Raw genomic sequence first — 15,185 nt, 5'->3', positions numbered from 1 at the left:
ATCATATGGCTGCTGACACCGACAGCATACGCGCCTTTCAGCCGGCGTTTGAACGGCTTGCCGCGGCGGGTCTGAACGTAGGCGCCGGCATGGGTCGGGCGAAAAGAGGGTCGAGTCGAGTGTGATCGCGTCTTCCTGAACCCAACCGCCGTTATCCAGGGTGCTCAGCAGCGCCTCGTTCATCTTGTCCAAGTGACCGGCTCGAAAGCGGTGATACATCCGGTTGAGCGCGCTGTAGTCCGGCGCGGCGGTCGTCTCCAACACGTCGCGGCGTTCCCGGCTCATCAACAGAACGCTTCAACGTCGCGGTAGCTCATCTTAGCTCAGCAGCACGCACGTCGCCAACTGCGGCAGGGTGAACTGCTTCGGGCTGAACCGATGGCTGTAGCGCGGGAACGCCGCCTGCGCCTGGGCGTAGATGATCCGCGCCGCTTTCACATGCCGACGCTCACGCAGCCGTCTACCTTTGGTTTTGGCATTCATCGCTTCGCATTATGCGAGGTTTTCAACTGAGCAAATACCGCACATTTGCACCGGTTGTGCGCAAAGACCTATAGCGAAGACCATCTTCGCCGAAAAGCGTCGGCCACACGGCGCGCCGTGGTTGTGCTATACTCGCCCTCACAATTGAATACGTCGAGGTGACCCGATGCCTGCGCATTTGCGCGGGCTGAAAAGCTCGGAAGCTAGGGCTTAAAGGTGGAAGCCGGTGAAAGTCCGGCGCTGTGCCGCAACTGTAAGTGCGCCGCCGAGCGCACAAGCCAGGATGCCTGCCTCGATCTATGTTGCAAACCTTCTCGTGACCAAGGAGGTGGAGCATGGCCAATGCACCGTGAAAGCGGTGTGTGTCTTGGTTGAGCGACATTCCGACCCCGTCTGAGAAGGCGGGGTCTTTCGTTTCGTTACGACTGTGCGATTCCGACGGTGCGCTCGTCATGGGCGCGCGTTCATCCCTTTTCGACTGACCATGTCACACACCGATACGACCGTTTCAACTTTTCATCGTCTGTTCGTCCTATCCGTGCTGGCGGCGGCGCTGACCGCATGCGCCGTGCCCCTGCCAACGCCGACCGCTATCCCTGCACAGCCAACGGCAGCCCAAGAACCGACTGCTACACCGGCGCCGACGGCGACGCCCGAGCCACAACCGACCGCTGCGCCGGCCGTCGAAGCGCCAACAACCAACCTCACCGACGGCTGCATCGAGACCTTCAGCCCGGACGTTGACTACTTCCCGGAGAAGGTTACCCTCGAAGATGCCACCGGCTTCACGGTGGAGTACTTCAAGCACTACAAAGTCGTCACCGTGCTCAACCCCTGGCGTGGGGCGGAGCAGCAGTTCAGGTACGTCATCGTGCAGTGCGGCGCGCCGGCCCCGACCGACGTGGGCGACGCCCTAGTGATCGAAGCGCCGGCCCAGGACGTGATCGCCATGAGCACCACGCACCTGCCGCACCTGGAGAAGCTCGACCTGCTCGACCGTTTGCTTGGGCTGGACAGCTTTCTGTACGTGAACAACCCCAAGGTGCGCGCGCTGATCGAGGCCGGCGCGCTGATGGAGATCGGCAGCGGCGCACAGGTTGACGTCGAGAAGACTATCGCCGCCCAGCCCGACCTGGTGATGACCTACGGCTCGGGCGACCCGCAGTACGACGCTCACCCCAAGCTGCTGGAGGCCAAAATCCCCACCGTGATCAACGCCGAATATATGGAGGAAACCCCTCTGGGCCGCGCCGAGTGGATCAAATTCACCGCGCTGTTCTTCAACAAAGAGGCGCAAGCGCAGGAAGCGTATGCCGCGACCCAGCAGCGCTACCGGGCGATCGCCGAGAAGGTGAAGGCAGCCACAACCCGGCCGGTCGTGATTCCCAACATGGCGATGCAAGATAAATGGATCGTGCCGGGCGGCGCCAGCTATGTCGCGCAGCTCATCCGCGATGCCGGCGGTGCTTATCCCTTCGCCGACGATCAGAGCGCCGGCAGCTTGTTTCTGACCTTCGAGGAGGTCTATGACAAAGCTGTCTCGGCCGACGTTTGGCTGTTGGGTAGCTTCGAGCGCTATGACACCATCCAAGCGATCCTGGCGGCCGAGCCGCGCTACGCCGAGATGGCCGCTGTCAAGAACGGCAACGTTTGGAATAACGACAAGCGCGTGAACGAGAACGGCGGCAACGACTACTGGGAGACCGGCGTCGGCAACCCCGACATCCTGCTGGCCGACCTCGCCAAAATCCTGCACCCAGACCTGATGGCCGATCACGAGTTCGTGTTCTGGCGCAAGCTCGAGTCGAAGTGAACCCTGTCGCGCGTCTCTCTTCCACATCTACCGGTCAGGCCGCTCCCAGCGGTCTGACCGGTGCGACCGTTGCAACCAACGCAGCTGAGTCCTTCCCGCCCCTCGGCATACGGCGCGGCGTGCTGCTCGGGCTGGCCGTCTTCGCCGTAGCCGCCTTCCTGCTCTCGCTGGCCGTCGGCAGCGTGCCCATCCCGTTGGACGAAGTGGTGCGCGTGCTGCTTGGCGTGCAGGCGAGCAAGGACACCTGGCAGACCATCGTGCTCGTCTTCCGGCTGCCCAAAGCCATCACGGCGCTGCTGGCCGGCGCGGCATTGAGCGTGGCCGGCCTACAGATGCAGACGCTGTTCCGCAACCCGCTGGCCGACCCGTTCGCGCTCGGCATCAGCAGCGGCGCCAGCCTGGGCGTGGCGCTGGCGGTGTTGGGCGGCGCGGCGGCGAGCGTGAGCGTGTTCGGCCGCGCCGCCTACTTGGGTGATTTCGGGCTGGTGACCGCGGCCTCGCTCGGTGCGGCGGCCGTCTTCGCGCTCGTGCTGGCCATTGCCCGTCGCGTGCAGAGCGTGATCACGCTGCTGGTGCTGGGCTTGATGATCAGCTACCTGGCCGGCGCGGTCGTGAGCGTGCTGATCTACTTCAGCATCCCCGAGCAGGTCAGCGCCTACCTCAACTGGACCTTCGGCAGCTTCGGCGGGGTCACCTGGCAGCAGATGCGCGCTTTCGCGCCGACGCTGCTGCTGGGGCTGGCGGCGGCGCTGTTTACGGCTAAGCCGCTGAACGCGCTGTTGCTGGGCGAGAACTATGCAGCCAGCATGGGGATCAACGTGCGCGCAGCGCGCTGGTGGGTGACGGCCAGCGCCTCGCTGCTCGCCGGCGCGGTGACGGCGTTCTGTGGCCCTATCGGCTTCATCGGGATCGCCGTGCCGCACCTGTGCCGCGCCCTCTTTGGCAGCAGCGACCATCGCGTGTTGCTGCCGGCCGCGCTGATGCTAGGCGGCGGGCTGGCGCTGATCTTCGACCTGATCAGCCAGATGCCCGGCGCGCGCGCGGCGTTGCCGCTCAACGTCGTCACGTCCGCCGTGGGTGCGCCGGTGGTGCTGTGGATCGTCCTGCGCCGCCAGAGCTTCGGGCGGGTGTGAGGGGCGCATGATCACCCACCGATTCGCTTTCACTCGCCCCCGAGCGATTCACAGCGCGCCCGACGCGCCGCCGCCGAACGGGGACGAGTCCGCCATCCGCGCCACAGACCTGATCACCGGCTACCGAAATGGCACGAGCCGGCGGGTAGTGCATCGCGGACTGAACTTGAGCCTGTCGCGCGGCAAACTCACCGCCCTGCTCGGCCCGAACGGCGCCGGCAAGAGCACCCTGATGCGCACGCTGTGCGGCTTGCAGCCGCCGCTCGGCGGCACAGTATGGATTGACGGCGAACCGCTCCACGCCCTCTCGCCGGAGCGCAGGGCGCGCAAGCTGGCCGTGGTGCTCACCGACCGCGTGGACGTCGGCTACATGACGGCTTATGCGCTCGCCGCGCTGGGGCGCACGCCCTACACCCGATGGGATGGCCGCCTCACTGCGGAGGATGAGGCGATTGTGCAAGAAGCCATGCGCGCGGCGCGCTGCGAGGCGCTGGCTGCGCGCGCGGTAGCCCAGCTCAGCGACGGTGAGCGCCAGCGCGTGATGATCGCCCGCGCGCTGGCGCAGCAGACCCCGATCATCCTGCTCGACGAGCCGACGGCTTTTCTCGACCTGCCGCGGCGCATCGAGATCATGCACCTGCTGCGCGATTTGGCCCATCAGACCGGCCGCGCCTTGTTAATCAGCACCCACGACTTGGAGCTGGCGCTGCGCTACGCCGACGCGCTTTGGCTCATGGGCGGCGATGGGACGTTCGTCGCCGGGACGCCCGAGCAGGTGCATCGCCGGGGTGAGCTGCTGCGCGTCTTCGCCGATGAAGGCACCGAGGTCAGGCGCTACTTGCAAGAGATACACCAACGATGGACGACATCTTAGTTGCCAAGTCCCTTGCTCCCGATTTTGCTGTCGAAAAGATCGGCGACGGCGTCATTGATGGCATTTCGACTCTAGCGAGCAGACCTTGTTCAACCTTCTCAGGGAGATGTTCGACGGATCGCCCTTGTCGCCTGCGCTGTTGATCGCAGCACCGTCCAGCGGCAGCGGCAAGACCACGGTCACGGCCGGCCTCATCGCTGCCCTGGTCGCGCGTGGGCTGCGGGTAGCGCCCTTCAAAGTCGGGCCAGACTACATTGATCCTTCGCTCCTGGCGCAGGCTGCCGGACGACCCTGCCACAACCTGGATGCCTGGATGTTGGACGAGGAGGCGTTGCGCGCGCTGTTTGCGCGTCGCATGCGCGACGCCGACATCGCCGTGATCGAAGGCGTAATGGGACTGTTCGACGGCATCGCAGGCGATGACGATACCGGCAGCGCGGCCCACATCGCACGGTTGCTCGGCGCGCCGGTCATCCTCGTGCTGGATGCGCAAGCGATGGCGCGCACGGTTGCGGCCATCGTGCACGGGCTGAGCGCCTTCGACCCACGGGTGAACGTCGCCGGCGTGATCTTCAACCGCGTGGGCAGCCCAACCCACGCCGCCATGTTGCGCGAGGCGGTCGAGCAACACCTGGCCGTGCGGGTGCTCGGCAGCCTGCCGCGCCACGCGCAACTTGCCTTGCCGGAGCGTCACCTGGGCCTGATCCCGGCCGCCGAGCACAATGCTGCGACCTGGGTTGCGGCCGCGCGCGAGGCGGTGGAGGCGGGGGTGGATGTGGATGGGCTGGTTGCGCTGGCGCGCGTTCGGCCACCGCAGCTCGCGCTTCCCGCTTCAGCAGAGGCAATGCACCCATCACCGGCCGATCTTCCACCAGAAGATCGAACGCCGTCGCAACGGCCGGTCATTGCCGTGGCCCGCGACGAAGCTTTCAGCTTTTTGTATCCCGACAACCTGGAGCTGCTGGAGGCGGCCGGCGCAGCGCTGGCCTGCTTCAGCCCGTTGCATGACGAGCGACTCCCCGATCGCACCGGCGCAGTCATCTTGTGCGGCGGCTTCCCCGAGCTATATGCCGCGCAACTGGCCGGCAACGCGGCTATGCGGGCGGCCATTGCGCAGGCCGCGGCAAACAGCATGCCGATTTACGCCGAATGCGGCGGGCTGATGTATCTGTGCGAGGCACTGGTGGACCAGGCAGGCGCCATCCACCCCATGTGCGGAGTGCTGCCCGGCCGCTCGGTCATGACTGCACGGCTGACCCTGGGCTATCGTCTGGCTCGCGCGCCGCGGGACAACTGGTTGTGGCGCCGCGGTGAGACCATCCGCGGCCACGAGTTTCACTACTCGACCTGGCAGAAGCCCGACCAGGGGCCGGAGCCAGCCTACACCCTGCTGCCGGTGCGCTATCAGAAGGAAGCGCAGCCCGACGGCGCACAAGTGCACAACGTGATCGCTTCTTACCTGCACCTCCACTTCCTGAGCAAGCCGGAGCTGGCGGCGCGGTTCGTGCAGGCGGCCCGACGATGGTCGAGCGCCGGCCAATCCGAAGGTCACCCATGAAACCAATGAAAACCTCACGCGATCGAGAAACCGTTGAACCCCCTATCGGGCTGATGCCCGGCGTACGCCTGTATCGCTTGCCGACCGCCCTGCACGTCGAGAGCGAACATGCGCTGAGCTGTCTCAGCTCGGCCGTTCTGGGGGGCGGCTTGTTGCGCACACATCACATCCTCAACTTAGGCGTGCCGGCCGACTATCAATGCGGCAACCATCTGGCCGACCTGCAACACGCTGCGCGGCAGCGCAACATCATCGACCCGTTCGTCGGCATGCTCACGGCCGCGCGCGTTGCGGATGCTCAAGTGGTCGTCGAACGCGATGATGTTGCAACGGTGGCCGCCATCGTCACGCTGGGCATCAGCCATCCGACCGCCGCCGGTGTAAGCCAGAGCGCCCGGCGCGCCGGCCCAGGCACGATCAACACTATCGTGCTGGTAGACGGCAAATTGTCGCCCGCCGCGCAGGTGAATGCCGTAATCACGGCAACCGAGGCCAAGAGTCTGGTCATGGCCGAGTGCAGTGTGCGCACGCCCGAAGGCCACCTGGCCAGCGGCACCGGCAGCGATGCGCTCGTCGTCGCCAGCACCGAACGCGGCGCGCACTTTGAATACGGCGGCCCGATCTCACACGTTGGCGCAATGATCGGCCGGGCGGTGCGCGCCGCGACGCTCAATGCGGTGTTCGTGTGGCACGCGCGCCGGCAAACCGCCCAAACCGAGCACATCGCCACATCCGGTTAACCCCAGAGGAAGGACGATGATGACAAACATGGAACCGACCGACTCGACCGAGTCTCGACCTACCGACCGCTTCGGCATCGAGCTGGCCAACACGCCTCTGCGCAGCGACCCCGAACGCGAAGCCAAGCGCAAAGCCGCGCGAGACAGCCACCGGCCCAAGGGTCTGGTGATCGTCAACACCGGCAACGGCAAAGGCAAAACCACAGCCGCGCTGGGCATTCTGCTGCGCGCCTGGGGCCGTAACATGCGCGTCGGCGGCGTGCAGTTCTTCAAGCACGAGAAGTCCTCGTATGGCGAGCTGAAAGCCCTGCAAAAGATGGGCATCGAGCTGACGCCGATGGGCGACGGCTTCACCTGGACCAGCAAGAATCTGGACGAGACGCAGGCCAGGGCGCTGCACGGCTGGGAAGTGGCCAAGCAGAAGATCGCCGGCGGCAACTACGACGTGTTCTTGCTTGATGAGTTCACCTACGTGATGCATTTTGGTTGGCTGGATGCTGAGGTGGTAGTGGGCTGGTTGCGCGAGCACAAGCCGCCCATGACCCACGTGATCATCACCGGTCGCGACGCGCCCGAGGCGCTGATTGAATTCGCCGACCTGGTGACCGAGATGCGGGAGGTGAAGCACCCCTACCGCGACCAGGGCATTCGCGCCCAGCCTGGGATTGAATTCTGACGATGAGCACTGCACAGCCCCACGCGCGCGTGTTGCGCAGCGACGGCAAATACATCAACTCGGTTACGGCGTGATGGTGATCCCGACGGCCTTTGCGCTGGACGTGCTGCTGGGCGAGCCGCCAGCGCGCCTTCATCCGGTGGTGTGGATGGGCGGCTACTTGCGCCACATGCAGCGGCGGCTGCCGGCGCGCTTTCTGGCCGGCGCGTTGGCGTGGTGGGGCGGCGCGCTGCTGTTCGCCGGCGGCGCGTGGCTGGTCCAGTCGGCGCTGCTGGCCGCGCTGCCGCCGGCGGCCTCGGCAGTGGCGCTTGCGGTGATGTTGAAGCCGCTGTTCGCCTGGCGCGGGCTGCGCGCAGCAGCGCTGGAGATCCTCCGCGCAGACGCGCCGGCGGAGAGACGGCGCTTGTTGAGCTGGCACCTGGTGAGCCGCGACACGCGCGATCTGAGCGCAGGCGAGGTCAACGGCGCGACGATCGAATCGCTGGCCGAGAACTTGAGCGATAGCCTTGTCGCGCCGCTGTTTTGGTTTGTCGTCGGTGGGTTGCCGCTGGCCGCGCTGTATCGCTTCGCCAACACCGCCGATGCCATGTGGGGCTATCGCACGCCGGAGCTGGAATGGTTCGGCAAGTGGGCGGCGCGCGCCGATGACGCGCTGAACTTCATCCCTGCCCGCCTGACGGCCCTGTTGCTGTTAACCACAGCGTGGCTGCTGCGGTTGGACGCGCGCAGCGCCTGGCGCGTGTGGCGGCGCGACGGCCGGCGGACGCCCTCACCCAACGCCGGCCAACCGATGAGCGTCGCGGCAGGCGCGCTGCGCGTGAACTTGACCAAGCGCAACTTGTACTCGCTGGGCGCGGAGTTCCCCTTGCCGGCCGACGAAGACGTGCATCGCGCCCTGCGCTGGTGTAGCGTTGCGGCGTGGACGTGGGTTGTCATCGCCGGCGCGGTTGAGCTGGCGATGCAGATGGGGGGCTTGCAATGAGCGCGTTTGCCTTCACGCATGGCGGCCCGCAGGGGCCGGACGACGCGCTGCTGGACTTCAGCGTGAACACCAACCCGCTCGGCCCTAATCCGGCGCTGGTGCGCGCCTGGCACGATGCGCCGCTGGCCGACTACCCTGACCCGCACTACACGCGGGCGCGCGAGGCGCTGGCTGCCTGGCACGGGTGGCATCCCGACGGCGTGGCGCTGGGCGTCGGGGCGAGCGAGCTGCTGCACCGCCTGGCGCGGCTGCTGGTGCGCCCCAGCGACGTGGTGCTCAGCCTGGGCGCGCCCTTCGGCGAATTCGCCCTCGCCGTCGCGCAGCAAGGCGGCGAGCTGCGCGTGCTGCCGCGAGACGAGGGCGGCCTGCGCGCGTGTCTGGCGCAGCCAGCGGCGCGCGTGCTGTATCTCTCCAACCCGCACAACCCCACCGGCCACTACCTCGACCTCAACCGGCTGCGCGCGTTCGCCGGCGTCGTCATCGCCGATGAGGCTTACTTGCCGTTTATGGCCGCGCCGCTGGCGGTCTCGCCATGGCCGGGGCTGGTGCGGGTGCAATCGCCGAGCAAGGCGCATGGGCTGCTGGGGATGCGCCTGGCCTATGCCCTGGCCGAACCGAACCTCGCGCGCGAGCTGCGCACCTTGCAGCCAGCCTGGGCCATCCCCTCGCCGTTGGCGGCGGCGCTGGAGGCGCTGCCGAAACAGGGCGACTTCTTGGCGCGCACCCTGCCCACCGCGCGAGTGTGGGCAAAGCAACTGGCGCAAGACCTCGGCGGCGAGGAGACGGGCCTGCACTTCTTCACCGTTCGCGTAGGCGATGCGGCAGCCGTGGCAGCGGCGCTGCGCGCGCAGGGCATCCGCATACGCGATTGCGCGTCGTTCGGCCTGCCCGACCGTGTGCGCGTGGCTGCCCGCACGCCGGCTGACAATCGCAAGCTGATCGAGGCATGGCAGACCTTGCAAATCCCCGAACGCGCTACAAGCCGATCATGATCGTGGGCTGCACCAGCAGCGCCGGCAAATCCTTCCTGGTCACAGCTCTATGCCGCCACTTCGCCAACCAAGGCGTGCGCGTGGCGCCTTTCAAGGCTCAGAACATGAGCAACAACGCGGCGGTCACGCCCGACGGCCTGGAGATCGGCCGCGCCCAATTCGTGCAGGCGTTGGCTGCGCGCGCTCGGCCGGAGGCGCGGATGCAGCCGGTGCTGTTGAAGCCACAGGCCGAGACGCGCTCGCAGGTGATCGTCCTGGGGCGCTACGATCCGCGCCTCACCGACACGCCCTGGCTGACGCGCAAGCCGCACCTGTGGGGCGTGGTGCGCGAGAGCCTGCATTCGCTGCTGCGCGACTTCGAGCTGGTGGTGATCGAGGGCGCCGGCAGCCCGGCCGAGGTCAACCTGCGCTCCGGCGACATCGTCAACATGCGCGTGGCGCTGGAGGCGAACGCCGACGTGTACCTGGTGGCCGATATTGACCGCGGCGGCGCATTTGCCCACCTGCTGGGCACTTTTCTCTGCCTCGCGCCGGAGGAGCAGGCGTTGATACGCGGCTTCGTGCTGAATAAGTTTCGCGGCGACCCGATGCTGTTGGGCGACGGCATGGACTGGCTGCGCGAGCGCACGGGCGTGCCGACAGTGGCCGTGGTGCCGATGCTGGCGCACGGGCTGCCGGAGGAGGACGACATCGCGGCGCTGGCCGCCCGCGCCGACCGCGCGCGCCCCAGCGAGGAGCGCGCCATCCGCGTGGCGATCCTCGCCTACCCCTACGCCAGCAACTTCGACGAGTTCGACCCGCTGGTGGACGAGCCGGGCGTCTCGGTGAGCGTAATCCGCCATCGGCAGCCGCTGGACGATTTCGATGCCGTCATCCTGCCCGGCAGCAAGCACACCGCCGTTAGCCTCTCGGCGTTGCGCGCCGGCGGGCTGGCCGCCGAGGTGTGGCGCGCGGCGCAGCGCGGCGCGCTGATCCACGGCGTGTGCGGCGGGATGCAGATGCTCGGCCGAGCGCTGCGCGACCCGCACGGGCTGGAGGGCGGCGGCGAGATCGCCGGCCTGGGCCTGCTGGACGTGACCACCGAGCTGGCGCCGGCCAAGGTCACCCAACAACGCGAGGCGCACTGCGTGGAAGTTGGATCGGTGACGGGCTACGAGATTCACCATGGCGTCACCGTAGCCGGCCCGCGCGCCCGCCCACACCTGAGCGACGGCCTCGGCTGGCGGCAGGACAACGTGATCGGCATCTATCTGCACGACCTGTTCAAGCACACGGCCTACCGCCAATGGTGGTTGGCTCAGCTCGGCTGGCAGGGGAGGGCGCAGGATTGGCACGCACGCCTCGATGCCGAGCTGGACCGGGTGGCGCAGGCCGTGATGGCGCATTGGCCAGGGCTGATGCTGCGCCCGGCCTGATGCCGGTTGTCCCGTTGCCCTGCTCACGCGACGCTAACCGGACAATCCCACACGCGCCGGCTGACCGGCATCGGACCCTCGCCAACAATCTCAAACGCGCCGGTCAGACGGATGTCCTCCGACGAGCTGCCCACCATGACTTGGACGCGGCCCGGCTCCAGCGTCAAGCGCAGGTCGGCGTCGTAGAAGGCGAGTGCGTCCGCAGGCAAATGGAAAGTCACGCGCCGGCGCTCGCCCGGCGCCACCGTGAGCCGCGCGAAGCCCTTCAACTCCTTGACCGGCCGCGGCAGGCTGGCGTACTCGTCGCGCACATAGAGCTGCACCACCTCATCGCCGGCGCGCTCGCCGCTGTTGCACACTTCGAGCGAGATGTCCACCTGCTCCCCGCGCGTGACCTGGGCCGGTGAGATGACCAAGTCGCTGTAGCCGAAATAGGTGTAGCTCAGGCCGTGGCCGAAAGGGTATAGCGGCCGCACCGACTCGTCCATGTAGTCGCCGTGCCAGTTCGAGCGTGAGGCGGAAGGCTTGTGATTGTAGAAGATGGGCAGTTGCCCGACGCTGCGCGGGAAGGTGACCGGCAGTTTGCCGCCGGGGTTGACCTCGCCGAAGAGCGCTTCGGCGATGGCCAGTCCGCCGGCTTCGCCGGGCAACCACGCCTGGAGGATGGCTTGGACGCGCGGCTCAATGCGCGAGAGGTCATAGGGGCGGCCGGTGACCAGCACAAGCGCCACCGGCTTACCGGTGGCCAGGATGGCCTCGGCCAGCGCCTCCTGTGGGCCGGGGAGGCGCAGCGAGGCGCTGTCGCGCGTCTCGCCGGAGGTGCAGCGCGGTGTCAGGCCGGAGCGGTCGCCCAACACCAGAATCACCGCGTCGGCCTGTTCGGCGGCGCGGATGGCCTCTGCGAAGCCGTCCGTGCTGGGTTCGAGGTTGTCGCAACCGCGCGCGTAGCGCACCTGCGTCCCCGGCGCGGCCAGCGCGCGGATGCCATCCAGCACGGTGGGGATGCGCGTTAACTCTTCTGCCGTCTCGGCGGGGAATTGGTCCTCGAGGTGGGCCGGGTAGGTGTAATCGCCGAGTAGGTTGCGCGCGTTGTGAGCGTTTGGGCCGATCACGGCCAGGGAGTGCAACGTGCGCGGCAGTGGCAAGAGGCCATCGTTCTTCAGGAGCACAAGGCTCTGTCGTGCGATGCGCTGGGCCAGTTCACGGTGGCGTGGGTCGGCGAAGGTCGTGGCGGCGCGCTCTGCCTCCACGTAGGGATGCTCGAACAGGCCTAGCTCGAACTTCTTTTGCAAGTTTCGGCTCACCGCTTGATCAATGGTCGCCATGTCCACCTCGCCGGCTTCCAGCGCCTGGCGGAGCAGGTCGCCGTAGCAACAGGTTGTCGGCAACTCGATGTCTAGGCCGGCCTGGACGGCGAGCACGGCGGCGCGCCGCAGATTTTCGGCGGCGAAGTGGTAAGTGTGGATCATCATGATCGCCTCGTAGTCGGAGACCACCAGGCCGTCGAAGCCAAGCGCCTCGCGCAGCAAGTCGGTGAGCAGTCGGCGCGAAGCGGCCACTACCTCGCCGTCCAACTCCGGGTAAGCGTTCATGATCGAAGCCAGGCCGGCCGCTTGGATCGCTGCCTGGAAGGGCAGCAGGTAAGCCTCAAACAGCTCACGACGGCCCAACAGGGCCGGCGCGCAGTTCAGGCCGCCCTGCGAGGCGCTGTGGCCGATGAAGTGTTTGCCGGTGGCCATCACGCCGTCGCGCAAATCGTCGCCTTGCAGGCCGCGAACGTAGGCCACGCCGCAGCGTGCGACGAGCAGCGGGTCCTCGCCGAAGGTCTCCTCGAAGCGTCCCCAGCGTGGATCGCGCGCCAGGTCGAGCACCGGCGCTAGGCCCTGGCGCACGCCGATGGCGCGTAGTTGGCTGCGGATGGCCGCGCTCATCTCGGCGATGAGATCCGGCTGGAACGTGCTGGCCAAGCCGATGGGTTGTGGGAAGGTTGTGCCCTGACGCACCATTGCGCCGGCGCAGCACTCCTCATGCAAAATGGCCGGGATGCCCAGCCGGGTCTCCTCCACGAGGAAGCGCTGAATTTGGTTGGCAGCCTCGGCCAGCGCGTCGGGGAGCAGCGCAGAGCTTCCGGCCGGGCGGGTAATCTGGCCGATGCCCGCACGGCAGCGCTGGCGCAATTTGTCAGCGTCAAGCCGGCCGTCGGTGAGCAGGTCGCGCATCCAGCAGGCGTTGAGCTGGGCAAGCTTTTCGTCGAGCGTCATGCGGGCGAGTAAGTCGCGCACTTGGGGGTGAACGTTGGGTGTCACGGTCTGCTCTTCGGAGGTATGAACTGATGGATGGGCCTCAGTTTAGTGCACACGCTGTGAAGCCGCAACCGTAGCGCATACATGTTCAAACTCGGCTGACCATCTCGTCAGGCGCGGCGCACGCGTCGAAGCCGCCAGACATCCACCCCACCCTGCTCATCGCCTTCCGCTTCTGCCTTGTAGATTTGTCGGCTCCCGGCTACACTTTATCCAGACGATGAACCGTAGATCTTTTCTCGCCGGCCTGATCGCGGGCAGCCTTGGCATGTTGGCCGCCCCGGCAAGCGCAGCCTTCGCTACGCGAGGCACCCCCGGTGATAGGATCATCAACGGTCGCGGCCGTGAAATCTTCGTCAGCATCAGCCGGCAGCGGTTGTGGGCATACGAGGACGGCGAGGTGGTCATGACCTTCCTCATCAGCAGTGGCGAGCCAAAGCGCGGCACGCGACAGGGCAACTTTCGCGTGCAGAGCAAAATCCCTGAGGCTTGGTCGAACGTATGGCAACTGCGCATGCCGTATTGGATGGGCATCTATACCGTTGGGACGGTTGAGAACGGCATTCATGCGATGCCCATGCGCAAGAACGGCGCTTTGGTGCGGTGGCCGGTCGGCTATCCGGCATCGTTCGGGTGCATCGTCGCCACTGCCGACGATGCAGCCGCGCTGTATCGCTGGGCGCCGCTGGGCACGCCTGTATATATCCGGCGGTAGTACTTGCGATTATGGCGAGGCTCATCCGGCGAACGCTCAACATCCTGGTCGCGCTGCTCATCGGCGGGAGTGTGCATCCTGCTGTGTTAGCCGCGCCGCCTGCCGGCTCGATCAGCGGGCAGCTCACCTACACGTTCGAGCAGGGTGATAGCTTGCCGGCGATTGCCGAGCAGTTTGGGGTAAGCCTAAAGGCGCTGCGTCGAGCGAACGGCCTGGCCAACAACCGCGTTATCCCCGGCGCCGTGCTTACGATTCCCACCGCGCCAGGCGTCATCTCTCCTTGGATGGCGCCGAAGATTGACCCACAGCCGGGCGACGGTAAAGTGATCTATGTTAGCCTCAGCCGGCAACGCATGTGGGCATACGATGGCGATCAATTGATTTTTGAGTTCCTTGTCAGCACCGGCCTGCCCACGGAGGAGCACCCCAACCGCGACACCAAGCCTGGCGTCTTTCGCATCAAGACGAAGATGCCCATGGCGCGCGCCAATTTGTGGAATCTGGATATGCCGTATTGGATGGGCATCTATGATGCCGGCAGCATCGAGAACGGCATCCATGCCATGCCCTCGCGCAACGGCCGGCTGGTGAATTGGCGCGTCGGCGCGCGCGGCTCGTTCGGCTGCGTGGTGCTCAATATCCCCGATGCTGCCAAGTTATATCGCTGGGCGCCGCTAGGCACACTGGTCGTCATTCGGCCCTGATAGCAACGGTGATCCTCTTTATTTCGCCGCACCTCGACGATGTCGCCTTGTCCTGTGGCGGGCTGGTCTATCGCCTCGCGTCTGCCGGCCAGTCGGTCACCATTGCGACGATATGCACGGCGGATCCGCCGGCAGATTGGCCGTTGTCGGAGGCTGCACAGCACGAGCATCGGCAATGGCAGCTCGGCGACCGGCCTTACCAGGGCCGACGTGCCGAGGATGCGCAGGCCTGCCGGGTGTTAGGAGCGAATGCGGCACACCTGGGCCTGCTCGACGCGATTTACCGCCGCGATGAGAAGGGCGCGCCGCTCTATACGAACGACTTCATCGGTGGCGCCGTGCATCCATACGATTGGCAAGTTCAGCTTCCTCAGGTGCAGGCGGTGTTGGCACCGCTCATCCGCACTGCAACGCAGGTTTACTGCCCCTTAGCCGTCGGCGGCCACGTGGATCATGTCATCGTTCGGCACGCCGTCGAGTTGCTTGCTGGCCAGCCTGACATCCGCTACTACGAAGACTTTCCTTACGCGGACAAGCTGGATCGGTTCACTCCACCTGATGGGTGGACATGTGATGAAATTGCGTTAACGACAGATGAAGTAAACATGCGCATTCGCGCGATTGCGTGCTATGCGTCGCAGTTATCCGCCGTGTTTGGGTCGGCTGCGGCGATGCCGGAGCGCGTGCGTGGCTACGTATCGCGAGTGGGTGGTGAACGTTACTGGGCGTGTCGCACCGATTTGTGACCGATGCGCGCATGCCCCGCGTTGCGCCCGCATTGACTTGATCCAGTGCAG

General features: G+C 66.3%; 14 protein-coding genes, 1 pseudogene and 1 riboswitch. Of the genes and pseudogenes, 12 read left to right on the top strand and 3 right to left on the bottom strand.

The features are described 5' to 3' along the window. Together GXH28_RS13525 and GXH28_RS13520 are read right to left on the bottom strand one after the other, a co-directional pair. Positions 1-285, bottom strand: a pseudogene (locus tag GXH28_RS13525) (hypothetical protein); the annotation flags it as partial. Positions 286-318: 33 nt separating this feature from the next. Further along, positions 319-483 carry a hypothetical protein gene (locus GXH28_RS13520; RefSeq protein WP_169239555.1) on the bottom strand — a complete coding sequence of 55 codons (165 nt, stop codon included), beginning with the start codon at positions 481-483 and terminating at the stop codon, positions 319-321. Positions 484-624: 141 nt separating this feature from the next. Beyond that, a riboswitch (cobalamin riboswitch) is annotated at positions 625-792 on the top strand. Between the two features lie 175 nt (positions 793-967). Between GXH28_RS13520 and GXH28_RS13515 the strand changes: the two genes are divergently transcribed. The 9 genes from GXH28_RS13515 to GXH28_RS13475 all read left to right on the top strand — a co-directional run bounded on the left by GXH28_RS13515 (position 968) and on the right by GXH28_RS13475 (position 10,666). Beyond that, on the top strand, positions 968-2,296 hold the full coding sequence (locus tag GXH28_RS13515; RefSeq protein ID WP_169239554.1) for an ABC transporter substrate-binding protein: 1,329 nt from the start codon (positions 968-970) through the stop codon (positions 2,294-2,296). After that, positions 2,293-3,429, top strand: coding sequence for a FecCD family ABC transporter permease (locus tag GXH28_RS13510; protein WP_320447966.1), 1,137 nt, complete (start codon positions 2,293-2,295; stop codon positions 3,427-3,429). The genes GXH28_RS13515 and GXH28_RS13510 overlap by 4 nt, the downstream gene beginning before the upstream one ends. Before the next feature lie 7 nt (positions 3,430-3,436). Further along, complete coding sequence (locus GXH28_RS13505) at positions 3,437-4,303, top strand: ABC transporter ATP-binding protein (protein ID WP_169239553.1); 867 nt, start codon at positions 3,437-3,439, stop codon at positions 4,301-4,303. A gap of 106 nt (positions 4,304-4,409) precedes the next feature. Then, the gene (locus tag GXH28_RS13500) at positions 4,410-5,861 is read left to right on the top strand and encodes a cobyrinate a,c-diamide synthase (protein ID WP_169239552.1); all 1,452 of its coding nucleotides are present in this window, start codon (positions 4,410-4,412) and stop codon (positions 5,859-5,861) included. A 5-nt stretch (positions 5,862-5,866) separates the two neighbouring features. Continuing rightward, a complete protein-coding gene (locus GXH28_RS13495; RefSeq protein WP_169239551.1) occupies positions 5,867-6,601 on the top strand; it encodes an adenosylcobinamide amidohydrolase in 735 nt (244 codons plus the stop codon). 28 nt (positions 6,602-6,629) lie between these two features. Then, positions 6,630-7,277 carry a cob(I)yrinic acid a,c-diamide adenosyltransferase gene (gene cobO, locus GXH28_RS13490; protein ID WP_169239550.1) on the top strand — a complete coding sequence of 216 codons (648 nt, stop codon included), beginning with the start codon at positions 6,630-6,632 and terminating at the stop codon, positions 7,275-7,277. A 73-nt stretch (positions 7,278-7,350) separates the two neighbouring features. After that, positions 7,351-8,259, top strand: coding sequence for an adenosylcobinamide-phosphate synthase CbiB (gene cbiB / locus GXH28_RS13485; protein ID WP_169239549.1), 909 nt, complete (start codon positions 7,351-7,353; stop codon positions 8,257-8,259). Continuing rightward, on the top strand, positions 8,256-9,251 hold the full coding sequence (locus GXH28_RS13480) for a pyridoxal phosphate-dependent aminotransferase (protein ID WP_169239548.1): 996 nt from the start codon (positions 8,256-8,258) through the stop codon (positions 9,249-9,251). Before cbiB ends, GXH28_RS13480 begins: the two co-directional genes overlap by 4 nt. After that, positions 9,206-10,666 (top strand): cobyric acid synthase, encoded by a 1,461-nt coding sequence (locus GXH28_RS13475; protein ID WP_240550406.1) that lies wholly within the window; start codon positions 9,206-9,208, stop codon positions 10,664-10,666. The genes GXH28_RS13480 and GXH28_RS13475 overlap by 46 nt, the downstream gene beginning before the upstream one ends. Positions 10,667-10,689: 23 nt before the next feature. Here the strand turns inward: GXH28_RS13475 and GXH28_RS13470 are convergent, their stop codons facing one another. Next, positions 10,690-12,927, bottom strand: a complete 2,238-nt coding sequence (locus GXH28_RS13470) for a glycoside hydrolase family 3 N-terminal domain-containing protein (RefSeq protein ID WP_169239558.1) — start codon at positions 12,925-12,927, stop codon at positions 10,690-10,692. A gap of 262 nt (positions 12,928-13,189) precedes the next feature. Between GXH28_RS13470 and GXH28_RS13465 the strand changes: the two genes are divergently transcribed. Genes GXH28_RS13465 through GXH28_RS13455 form a run of 3 tightly spaced genes read left to right on the top strand, consistent with a single transcriptional unit; the run spans position 13,190 to position 15,134 of the window. After that, positions 13,190-13,684 (top strand): L,D-transpeptidase, encoded by a 495-nt coding sequence (locus GXH28_RS13465; RefSeq protein ID WP_169239547.1) that lies wholly within the window; start codon positions 13,190-13,192, stop codon positions 13,682-13,684. Between the two features lie 11 nt (positions 13,685-13,695). After that, entirely contained in the window at positions 13,696-14,388 is a 693-nt protein-coding gene (locus GXH28_RS13460; protein ID WP_169239546.1) for a L,D-transpeptidase family protein, read from the top strand. A gap of 8 nt (positions 14,389-14,396) precedes the next feature. Then, positions 14,397-15,134, top strand: coding sequence for a PIG-L family deacetylase (locus GXH28_RS13455; RefSeq protein ID WP_169239545.1), 738 nt, complete (start codon positions 14,397-14,399; stop codon positions 15,132-15,134). Positions 15,135-15,185 lie beyond the last annotated feature (51 nt).

The organism is Candidatus Roseilinea sp. NK_OTU-006 (assembly GCF_012931985.1).
Taxonomy (GTDB): domain Bacteria; phylum Chloroflexota; class Anaerolineae; order J036; family Brachytrichaceae; genus JAAFGM01.
Note: the sequence above shows the minus strand (reverse complement) of the source record. Positions and strands in the feature narration are given on the sequence as shown.

Bases quoted from the DNA above. Each gene is read 5' to 3' on its own strand.
- GXH28_RS13520 (WP_169239555.1), bottom strand. From the start codon at position 483: ATGAATGCCAAAACCAAAGGTAGACGGCTGCGTGAGCGTCGGCATGTG.
- GXH28_RS13515 (WP_169239554.1), top strand. From the start codon at position 968: ATGTCACACACCGATACGACCGTTTCAACTTTTCATCGTCTGTTCGTC.
- GXH28_RS13505 (WP_169239553.1), top strand. From the start codon at position 3,437: ATGATCACCCACCGATTCGCTTTCACTCGCCCCCGAGCGATTCACAGC.
- GXH28_RS13500 (WP_169239552.1), top strand. From the start codon at position 4,410: ATGTTCGACGGATCGCCCTTGTCGCCTGCGCTGTTGATCGCAGCACCG.
- GXH28_RS13495 (WP_169239551.1), top strand. From the start codon at position 5,867: ATGAAAACCTCACGCGATCGAGAAACCGTTGAACCCCCTATCGGGCTG.
- cobO (WP_169239550.1), top strand. From the start codon at position 6,630: ATGGAACCGACCGACTCGACCGAGTCTCGACCTACCGACCGCTTCGGC.
- cbiB (WP_169239549.1), top strand. From the start codon at position 7,351: ATGGTGATCCCGACGGCCTTTGCGCTGGACGTGCTGCTGGGCGAGCCG.
- GXH28_RS13480 (WP_169239548.1), top strand. From the start codon at position 8,256: ATGAGCGCGTTTGCCTTCACGCATGGCGGCCCGCAGGGGCCGGACGAC.
- GXH28_RS13475 (WP_240550406.1), top strand. From the start codon at position 9,206: ATGGCAGACCTTGCAAATCCCCGAACGCGCTACAAGCCGATCATGATC.
- GXH28_RS13470 (WP_169239558.1), bottom strand. From the start codon at position 12,927: ATGACGCTCGACGAAAAGCTTGCCCAGCTCAACGCCTGCTGGATGCGC.
- GXH28_RS13465 (WP_169239547.1), top strand. From the start codon at position 13,190: ATGAACCGTAGATCTTTTCTCGCCGGCCTGATCGCGGGCAGCCTTGGC.
- GXH28_RS13460 (WP_169239546.1), top strand. From the start codon at position 13,696: ATGGCGAGGCTCATCCGGCGAACGCTCAACATCCTGGTCGCGCTGCTC.